At 73.8% G+C, this 7913-nt stretch carries 8 protein-coding genes and 2 pseudogenes; 7 read left to right on the top strand and 3 right to left on the bottom strand.

The window, feature by feature from the left end; genetic code table 11:
- Window positions 1-133: 133 nt before the first annotated feature.
- From ACWEPF_RS25450 to ACWEPF_RS25440, 3 genes and pseudogenes are all read left to right on the top strand, one after another.
- Window positions 134-622 (top strand): annotated as a pseudogene (locus ACWEPF_RS25450) (FTR1 family iron permease); the annotation flags it as partial.
- Between the two features lie 138 nt (window positions 623-760).
- The gene (locus ACWEPF_RS25445; protein ID WP_452174313.1) at window positions 761-1987 is read left to right on the top strand and encodes a copper resistance D family protein; all 1227 of its coding nucleotides are present in this window, start codon (window positions 761-763) and stop codon (window positions 1985-1987) included.
- Between the two features lie 155 nt (window positions 1988-2142).
- Window positions 2143-2787 carry a hypothetical protein gene (locus tag ACWEPF_RS25440; protein WP_452174312.1) on the top strand — a complete coding sequence of 215 codons (645 nt, stop codon included), beginning with the start codon at window positions 2143-2145 and terminating at the stop codon, window positions 2785-2787.
- 86 nt (window positions 2788-2873) lie between these two features.
- On the opposite strand, the gene ACWEPF_RS25435 is transcribed toward ACWEPF_RS25440, so the two are convergent.
- On the bottom strand, window positions 2874-3437 hold the full coding sequence (locus ACWEPF_RS25435) for a carboxymuconolactone decarboxylase family protein (protein WP_452174311.1): 564 nt from the start codon (window positions 3435-3437) through the stop codon (window positions 2874-2876).
- A gap of 52 nt (window positions 3438-3489) precedes the next feature.
- Between ACWEPF_RS25435 and ACWEPF_RS25430 the strand changes: the two genes are divergently transcribed.
- The 4 genes from ACWEPF_RS25430 (at window position 3490) to ACWEPF_RS25415 (ending at window position 6145) form a co-directional block, all read left to right on the top strand.
- The gene (locus ACWEPF_RS25430) at window positions 3490-3825 is read left to right on the top strand and encodes a winged helix-turn-helix transcriptional regulator (protein ID WP_452174310.1); all 336 of its coding nucleotides are present in this window, start codon (window positions 3490-3492) and stop codon (window positions 3823-3825) included.
- A gap of 159 nt (window positions 3826-3984) precedes the next feature.
- The gene (locus tag ACWEPF_RS25425) at window positions 3985-4548 is read left to right on the top strand and encodes an AMIN-like domain-containing (lipo)protein (RefSeq protein ID WP_380150297.1); all 564 of its coding nucleotides are present in this window, start codon (window positions 3985-3987) and stop codon (window positions 4546-4548) included.
- Between the two features lie 178 nt (window positions 4549-4726).
- Window positions 4727-5878 (top strand): SMI1/KNR4 family protein, encoded by a 1152-nt coding sequence (locus ACWEPF_RS25420; RefSeq protein ID WP_452174309.1) that lies wholly within the window; start codon window positions 4727-4729, stop codon window positions 5876-5878.
- Between the two features lie 129 nt (window positions 5879-6007).
- Window positions 6008-6145, top strand: a complete 138-nt coding sequence (locus ACWEPF_RS25415) for a hypothetical protein (RefSeq protein ID WP_452174308.1) — start codon at window positions 6008-6010, stop codon at window positions 6143-6145.
- Window positions 6146-6160: 15 nt separating this feature from the next.
- Here ACWEPF_RS25415 and ACWEPF_RS25410 read toward each other — a convergent pair whose 3' ends face one another.
- Window positions 6161-7096 (bottom strand): LysR family transcriptional regulator, encoded by a 936-nt coding sequence (locus ACWEPF_RS25410; protein ID WP_452174307.1) that lies wholly within the window; start codon window positions 7094-7096, stop codon window positions 6161-6163.
- A gap of 154 nt (window positions 7097-7250) precedes the next feature.
- A pseudogene (locus ACWEPF_RS25405) lies at window positions 7251-7913 on the bottom strand (alpha/beta fold hydrolase); the annotation flags it as partial.

The following is a 7913-nucleotide window of genomic DNA, read 5'->3' as shown; positions in this document are numbered from 1 at the left end:
AGGTCGGCGACACCGAGCGCAAGGCCTTCTCGGACGCCGTCAACGCCCTGGCCGAGCCGCTCTCCAAGCTCGCCGCCGCCACCGTCGTCAACTGAGCCCCCGTCAACTCCTCGAGGAGAACGCCGTGTTCGGCAGCTACCTGACAGGACTGCGCGAGGGCCTGGAGACGGCCCTGTTCATCTGGTCCGCCGTCGCCGCCACCGATGACGGCGTGCGCCCGCTCGTCGGCGCCACGTTCGGTCTGCTCACCTCGGTCCTGCTCGGCCGGCTGTTCCACCGCGGCGCGCTGAGGATCAACCTGGCCAAGTTCTTCACCTGGACCGGCGCCATTCTGGTCGTCGTCGCGGCCGGCGTGCTCGCGTACGGCGTCCACGACCTCCAGGAGGCCGGGCTGCTTCCCGGGCTGCACAGCGTGGCGTTCGACATCGGCTCCACCGTCCCCAAGGACAGCTGGTACGGGACCCTGCTCAAGGGCGTGTTCACCTTCCAGCCCGACCCGACGGTGCTCCAACTGGTCGTCTGGGCCGGCTACCTGCTGCCCACGCTCGCCTGGTTCGTCCGTCCGGCGAGCTCCCCCGCGCCCCGTCCCGCTGCGGCGCCGACGCAGGACCAACCCGCGTAACCCCGGCCCGGAGAGCCCCACTCACTCACTCTCCGAGCCCGTCACCAGCAGGCCGCACCGCCCGGCACCTCCCCGCTCCTCACCCGGCCGGTGCGGCCTGTCGCGTTCCTCCACACCTCACCACTCAAGGAGGGCCCCGTGGCCCCGTTGTCGCTTCCGCATGCCCACACGCCGCTGGCCGGCGCCGTACCGTCCACGCCCCTCGGCCCCTTCGCCGACAGCGCGGTGAACTGGGCGGTGTGGGTGACCCTGATGGCGGCCGTCGGCCTGCTGGCCCTCGCGCTGCTCGCTGCCGTCCCCGCCGCCGTCCGCAACGCCGCCGACTCCGCGCCCGCCGTCACCGGACGCCTGGCCCTGGCGGCGGTGGTCGTCGGGGTGCTGGCCGTGCCCGCCGTGCTGACCGAGCTGGCACACGCCGCCTCGCCGAGCCACGGCTACGACTACGCGAAGGCGTGGAGCTCGCTCTTCGACGGCAGCAACAAGGGCCGCCTGTCCGGCATCGAGGTCACCTCCTCCCTGCTCGGCGCCCTGCTGGCCGCCCCGCTGACGGTGCGTTCGATCGCGGCCGGCCGGGCGCGCGGCCCGCTGCTGTCCGCGGCCCTGCTCTGCGCCGCGGTCGCGCTCGGCGCCACCAAGTTCCCCTCGCAGGCACCGGCCGACTGGGGCCGGGGCACCTTCGACGCCGTGGTCTGGCAGCTGCACCTCCAGGGCGGCGGCGTCTGGATCGGCGGCCTGCTCGGGCTGCTGCTGCTCGCACTCCCCGCGGTCGTCGACGGCGCCGGGCGCCGCGCCTTCTGGTCGGCCGTCATCCGGCGCTTCTCGGTCGCCGCGATGGCCTGCGTCGCCGCCATCACCCTGTCCGGGCTGTTCCTCTACTGGGCGCACGTGGACGGGCTCTCCCAGCTGCTGAGCACCATGTACGGCCGCGTGCTCGGCGTCAAGATCCTCATCTTCGGCGGGATGCTGCTGATCGGCGCGTTCAACCAGTTCTGGCTGCACCCCCGCATCGAAGCCCTGCGGGAGGAGGGCGACCAGCGGCCGCTGACCACCGTGCTGCTGCGCCGCTTCCCGGCCGTGATCGCCGTCGAGGTGCTGCTCGGCCTGGCCCTGCTGTTCGTCGCGCCGTTCCTCCACGGCTCCGCCCGGAACCAGGCCCACCAGGCCGACGTGGCCAGGCGGTCCGCGACCGACATCCCGGCGAAGAAGCTGCCGAAGCTCCCGGCCAAGAAGGTCAGCACCTCGACCTGGGTCTGGGGCACGGCCGAGACGGCCGCCGTGGTCGTGGTGATGATCGGCGGGTACCGCTTCTCCGGCCGGCTGGCCGCGGGCCGTCGCGAGAACGGAGCCGTGCCCGCCACGAGTTGACGGGCGCGGACGATCGCCGTCAGGGCCCGGGCGCGCACGTCGAGGCCGGTTTCGGTGAGGACCCTTGACAGTCGGGTGGTCCAGACCACCAGGATGTGTCCCGGCCGGAGTGCCTCAGGCCGCCGAAGTCCCCACCTTCGAAGGGAGCGCGGTCCATGGCCGGACCCGTTCGCGCACCGCTCCGAGCCCTGCTCGCCGGAGCCGTCACCGCCGCCGCCCTCGCCGGCGCGGCGCTCACCGGCTCCGGCACCGTCCACGCGGCAGGCACCGCACTGCCCGCTCCCACCGCCTCCCCGTCGCCCTCCGCGTCGGGTGTCCAGGTGCCCGCCGTCCAGGTGCGGCTCAGCCCGTCCTCGGGCACGGTGACCGCCGGTTCGTCGACCACCGCGACCGTGAGCACGGCCATCGTCAACAACGGCTCGAACACCTCCGTCGCGATGACGGTCACCGGCGTTCCCGCAGGGGTCACCGCCTGGGTCGACCCGTCCTCGGTCAGCGGGAGCGCCGGCGCCACCCTGTCGGTGTCGACCGCGTCCACGGCCGTCCCCGGCACCTACCCGCTGACGGTCAAGGGCACGCTGACCGGCACCTCGGCCACGTCCTCCGCGACGTACACGCTCACCGTGACCGGCACCGCCCCGGCGTGCTCCACCGCCCCCTGGGTCGGCACGCAGGTCTACACCGGTGGCGACACCGTCTCCTGGAGGGGCCACCGGTGGAGCGCCAAGTGGTGGACGCTGGGCGAGGAGCCCGGCACCACCGGTCAGTGGGGCGTCTGGCAGGACCTCGGTACCTGCTGATCCGAACGGATCGCCGGGCCGCGCCCCGCAACCGGGGCCCGGCTCCGCGACGCGTGCGGACTCCTCCGCTCAGGGCCGGTGCCGGATCACGGCGCGGCGATCGGCCTGGTGCCGGGCTCCAGGGGCAGCCGGAGCGCCCGGACGGCGAAGGAGACGGCGTGGTACCAGCCGCAGACCAGGACCAGTTCGAGCGCGGCGTCCTCGTCGGCGACGGCGACCAGCCTCGCCCACGCGTCGTCGGAGAGGTCGAAGGTCGTGTGGAGCTCGTCGACGGCTTCGAGCACCGCACGGTCCGCCGCGTCCCAGCAGTCGTCCGCGGGCGTTCCGGTGGCGAGGGAGGCGAGCTGCGCGGCGTCGAGCCCCGCCTTCTCGGCGAAGCCCGCGACGTGCACGGCCCACTCGTAGTCGGCTCCGCAGAGCGCGGTCGTCCGGTGGATGACCAGCTCGCGCCGGCGGAGCGTCAGGGCGGAGCGCCGGGAGAAGTAGTAGCTTCCCCAGCCCGCGACGGAGCGGGCGAGCTCGGGCCGGCGCGCCCACACCCGGAACAGCTGGATGGGGGAGGGCCCGAGGAGGTCGAGGGCCGCAGCGGCCTCCGCGTCGTACGGCGGCGAGAGCGGTTCGATGCGCGGGCGCTTCGATTTCAGAGGCATGGCGGCACGCTAACATTGGCGCTTCGGAAAGAGAAGCTAACGAGGGAAGCAGATGGCACCGACACCCCTCCCGGGCCGACCGGTCCGCGGCTCGCAGACGGGCCGCCCGATCATGGCGCTGCTCGACCTCCTGGGTCGGCGCTGGGTGCTGCGGGTCCTGTGGGAGCTGCGGGACGACTCGACGCCGACGTTCCGGCAGCTCCAGCAGCGCTGCGACGGCATCTCCTCCAGCGTCCTGGCGGTCCGGCTCCGTGAGCTCGGACAGGCCGACCTCGTCGAGCACACCGGTGAGGGCTACCTGCTCACCGGCCAGGGGCGGTCCCTGCTCGAACGCCTCGCCCAGCTCGACGCCTGGGCCGCTGACTGGCGGCCCAGGGCCGAGGGCTGACGGCCCGTCAATCCTCGTGTGGGCCCGCGTCGGTGGCCCCGCGAACAAATCGTCGTACGTGTGCAACCTCAGGCCCGGGCCGGAGCGTATGTACAGGCGAACGAACGATCGACGTACCTGACGGGGAGACAGATGATGCGACGTTGGACGGCTGTACCGATGGCACTCGTGCTGGCCGGGATCGGAGCGGCGGTGATCCCGGTGACGGCCTCCGCGGCGGCACCGGCCGCCGCCGTCGCCGCGTGCGAGACCGGCTGGGGCAGCCTCGCCAAGGCGGGTGGCGCCGATGCCGAGGACTACCGGTACATGACCGGCGTCAGGACCGGTACGCACCCCTGCTTCGACCGCATGGTCGTCGACGTGCCCGGATCGTCGCCCGCCAAGCCGGTCAAGTACCGGATCGAGTACCAGGATTCACCGATCCGCACGAGCACCGGCGACGAGCCGATCCCCGTCGCGGGCGGCAAGGTGCTGAACATCGTCGTCTGGGCGAACACCTACGACGCCGACTGGAACCGGACGTACCCCATGCGCACCGGGGAGAAGCTGCCCGGGCTCGACTTCACGGGCTACCCCACGTTCGTGGAGGCGCGGGGCGGAGGGTCGCACGCGGGCGAGACGCAGTTCGGCCTCGGAGTCCGGGACCGGCTGCCGTACCGGGTCTTCCAGCTCGACAACCGCCTGGTGATCGACGTGGCCCACACCTGGGGCACCACGAGCTGACCCGCCGGGCGCGGACCCACGCCCCCGTACCGACGGCGGACCGGTACGGGGGCGTCCTGCGCCCCTCCCCGGCGGCCCGCGTCCGCGTACGGCGGGTAGGCCGTGTCGGGAGCCCGGAATCCGCCGTCCGGGGCGGGTGCCGATCAAGCTGTCGGCGCCGCTGTCTAGAGTGCGTTCCATGACAGCAGATCTGGTCCGGGAGTCGTGGAGCCGAATCGACGCGTGGCTGCGCGAGCACGCGCCTCGCACCTTCGCGTCCCTCCGGCCGCCCGCGGGAGATGAGGAACTCGCGGCGGCGCAGGAGGAGTTGGGCCTCACCTTCCCTCCGGACCTGGTCGCCTCACTGCTCCGGCACGACGGTGCGCAGGAGGGGCCGGAGGCCTTCCGGTTCCCCACGGACGACCGCCTGCTGGGAGTGAGCGGGATCCTCGAGAAGACCCGCTTCCTCCGGGACATCGCCGCCGACCTCGACGAGGACGAGGTCGGAGGCTACTGGCACCGCGGCTACGTCCAGTTCGGCACCTACGAGGCCACGGCGGACGGCCTCACCGTCGACTGCCGCACCGGGCAGGACACCTTCGGTGCGGTCGGGCGGTTCTTCGACGAGACCGGCACCGCCTTCGGCAGGGCCGGTTCGCTCGGCGAGTACCTGGCGGAGCTGGCCGACCAGTTGGAGCGCGGCCGGGACGCCGGCGTGGTCACGTTCAACGGCCGGCTGCTCTGGGAGTCGGCGATGCCGGCCAACCCCGAGTGGGGCAGCGCCGACGATCCGCTGCCCGCAGCGGATGAGCGGCTTCCGGAGCTGGACCTCTCCTGCAGCCCCGCCGACCTCCTCCACGCCGTCCACCTGGACGGCCTGGAGGAACTCGGCTCACTGCTCGCGGTCGTGCCGGCGGAGCGGGTGGCGGAGGCCGCCCGCAAGCAGCTGCGCCGACTGGCGGTCGAGACGGGCCTGGCCAAGTACCCGGCGGTCAGTGCGGCCCTGGACGCGTGGGACCGGGGTGAAGTCCCGCCCCGGCCGGAGCAGTTGGACCCGCTGGTCCTGCGCCTGCGCGCGGTGGTCGCGCAGGCGGGCGCGCACCGGGACGACACCCGCCGGTGGGCCGCCGAGAAGATGGTGCACGGGATCTGGGGCTCGCCCTACCGGTCGGTGTACGAGAGCGCGACCACCCGGAGCCGGCTCACGGTCGACTGGCGTGCGGACCTCCACGCCGACCTGGGCGGACAGCCGCTGCCGCCGATGCCCGACGACCACTTCTGGGGAACCCTGAGCAACCCCGCCGTCGACTCCAGCTGGTACGCCGCCCGCCACGCCGAGGCCCGGGCCTGACCCCGGGACCGACCCACGCCCAGGCGGCGTGGCGGGCACGGCCGGTGACGGCTCCTCAGGTGGTCCTGCGGTAGGTGCCGGGCGGGGCGCCGTGGACGCGCACGCATCCACGCGTTCGGCGACGTTTTGGTGATCCGCCTCGACGTCGTCGACGCGGGCGCGGCCCGCCTCGACATCAGCTCCGCCCGCCCGCTGTCCGAGCTCGCAGAGGTCCACCGGCTCGGGGAAGCGGGCCTGATCCGCGGCAAGGTCCTGATCGTCCCGTGAGCGTGCCCGGCGGCCTCACGGGACTGCCAGGGCGTCGGCGCTGCCCGCCCCCTCCGGGTGGAGGGAGTGGGCGGCCTGCTGGGCGGTGCGGGCGAAGGAGCGCAGCAGCGGGGTGTTGTTGGTGGTGAGCCAGGCCGATGCCCACTCGATCGGCGGCGCGTCGGCGAAGGGGACGCAGACGACGTCGGGCCGGCTGTAGAACCGGGTGACCTGCGCCCCGACGATGGCGGCGCCGAGGCCGGCGCCGATGAGTTGGAGGGCCTCCTGGAAGGTCTCGATCCGGGGGCCGTCGGCTATCGCCTCGCCGCCCGGGGTGCGGGAAGGGCGGCGGTCGGCGAGCCAGGACCCGGGCCGGGAGCCCGCGATCCGCAGCAGCGGGATCCGGGCCAGGTCCTCCATGGTGACGTGGGTCTGACGGGCGATCGGATGGTCGGCGGGCACGGCGAGCATCCGTGGTTCGGAGAGCAGCACGGGCCCGACGACCAGGTCCGGGTCGGTGAGCGGGAGGCTGAGCAGGAGCACGTCCAGGTCTCCCGCGCGCAGCCGGCCGAGGGCTTCGGCGATCTGCGCCTCGCGGACCTCGACCCGGCAGCCGGGGCGGTGCCGGGGGAACAGGTCCGCGGCCCGGTGCGCCACCTGCCCGGCCGCCGCCCCGACGTAACCGACCGTCAGCTGCTCCCCGGTCCGGCGGACGGTCGCGGTGGCGCGGTCGAGGCCGACCTGGATCTGTTCGTAGCCGGGCCGCAGGTCCTGCTCCAGGGTGTGGCCGAGCTCGGTCAGGCGCACCACGCGGTTGGTCCGTTCGAACAGCGGAGCGCCGATCCGCCGCTCCAGTGCCTTGACGGTCTGGCTGATCCGGCCCGTCGTCACGTTGAGGCGGGCCGCGGTGCGGCCGAAGTGCAGTTCCTCGGCGAGGGTGAGGAACGCCTCGAGTTCCAGACGTTCGATCATGTCGTGTGGTCCACCCTGCCCGTGACGCTCCGTCGGCCGCTGTCGAAGTGATCATTATGGCCTCCGGGTGGCGGCCCGCAGTCGGCAGCCGACGGCGGTGAGCCGGAGCAGGCCCGGACGAGGCGGGTGGTGACCGCGGTGGGAGGGTCATGCGTCAGGCGAAGAACGCGAGCAGCGCGGGGGCCAAGGCCTCGGCGGCGACCTCGTGGGTCTGGCCTTCCAGGGTGGTGCGCCGGGCGCCGGGGACGGCCGCCTCGACGGCGCCGGCCGCGGCGCGCAGCAGGTCCGGGCTGGCGCCGCCGTCGACGACCAGGACCGGTGCGGTGATCCGCGCGAGGGCCTCGACCGGTACCCGGGCGCCCGTGCCCAAGGCTTCGGCGTCGTGGGCCAGGGTCGGCGCCACGGCTTCGAACAGCGGCCACACCGGGGCGTTGCGCATGCCGTCGGCCACCTCCGGCGGCATCCCCACGTAGGTCATGAACCGCACCACGGCGTCCCCCCGCCGGCCGTCGGCCAGGGCGGCCGTCAGATCGCCCCGGTACGCGTCGAACCGCTCGCTCTGCGGGTCGTCGGTGCTGAACGGCGGCTCGTAGACGGCGAGTCGGGCGATGCCGACGCTCTGGGTGGCCGCCCGCAGGGCCAGCGCGGCGCCGGAGGACAGGGCGACGACGTGGGCCGAGCCACCGGCGGCGGCGATCACCGCGGCGAGGTCCTCGATCTCCCGCTCGACGGCGAACGGCTGGGTGTCGCCGCTCCCGCCGCTCCCGCCGCGGCCGCGGCGGTCGTAGGTGTGGACGGTGTGGTGGGCGGCGAGCTG

The sequence above is a fragment of the Kitasatospora sp. NPDC004289 genome, from assembly GCF_053602875.1.
Note: the sequence above shows the minus strand (reverse complement) of the source record. Positions and strands in the feature narration are given on the sequence as shown.

What these genes read in the sequence shown, in the direction of transcription:
- ACWEPF_RS25440 (WP_452174312.1), top strand. Translation starts at nt 2,143, where the DNA reads ATGGCCGGACCCGTTCGCGCACCGCTCCGAGCCCTGCTCGCCGGAGCC.
- ACWEPF_RS25435 (WP_452174311.1), bottom strand. Translation starts at nt 3,437, where the DNA reads ATGCCTCTGAAATCGAAGCGCCCGCGCATCGAACCGCTCTCGCCGCCG.
- ACWEPF_RS25430 (WP_452174310.1), top strand. Translation starts at nt 3,490, where the DNA reads ATGGCACCGACACCCCTCCCGGGCCGACCGGTCCGCGGCTCGCAGACG.
- ACWEPF_RS25425 (WP_380150297.1), top strand. Translation starts at nt 3,985, where the DNA reads ATGGCACTCGTGCTGGCCGGGATCGGAGCGGCGGTGATCCCGGTGACG.
- ACWEPF_RS25420 (WP_452174309.1), top strand. Translation starts at nt 4,727, where the DNA reads ATGACAGCAGATCTGGTCCGGGAGTCGTGGAGCCGAATCGACGCGTGG.
- ACWEPF_RS25410 (WP_452174307.1), bottom strand. Translation starts at nt 7,096, where the DNA reads ATGATCGAACGTCTGGAACTCGAGGCGTTCCTCACCCTCGCCGAGGAA.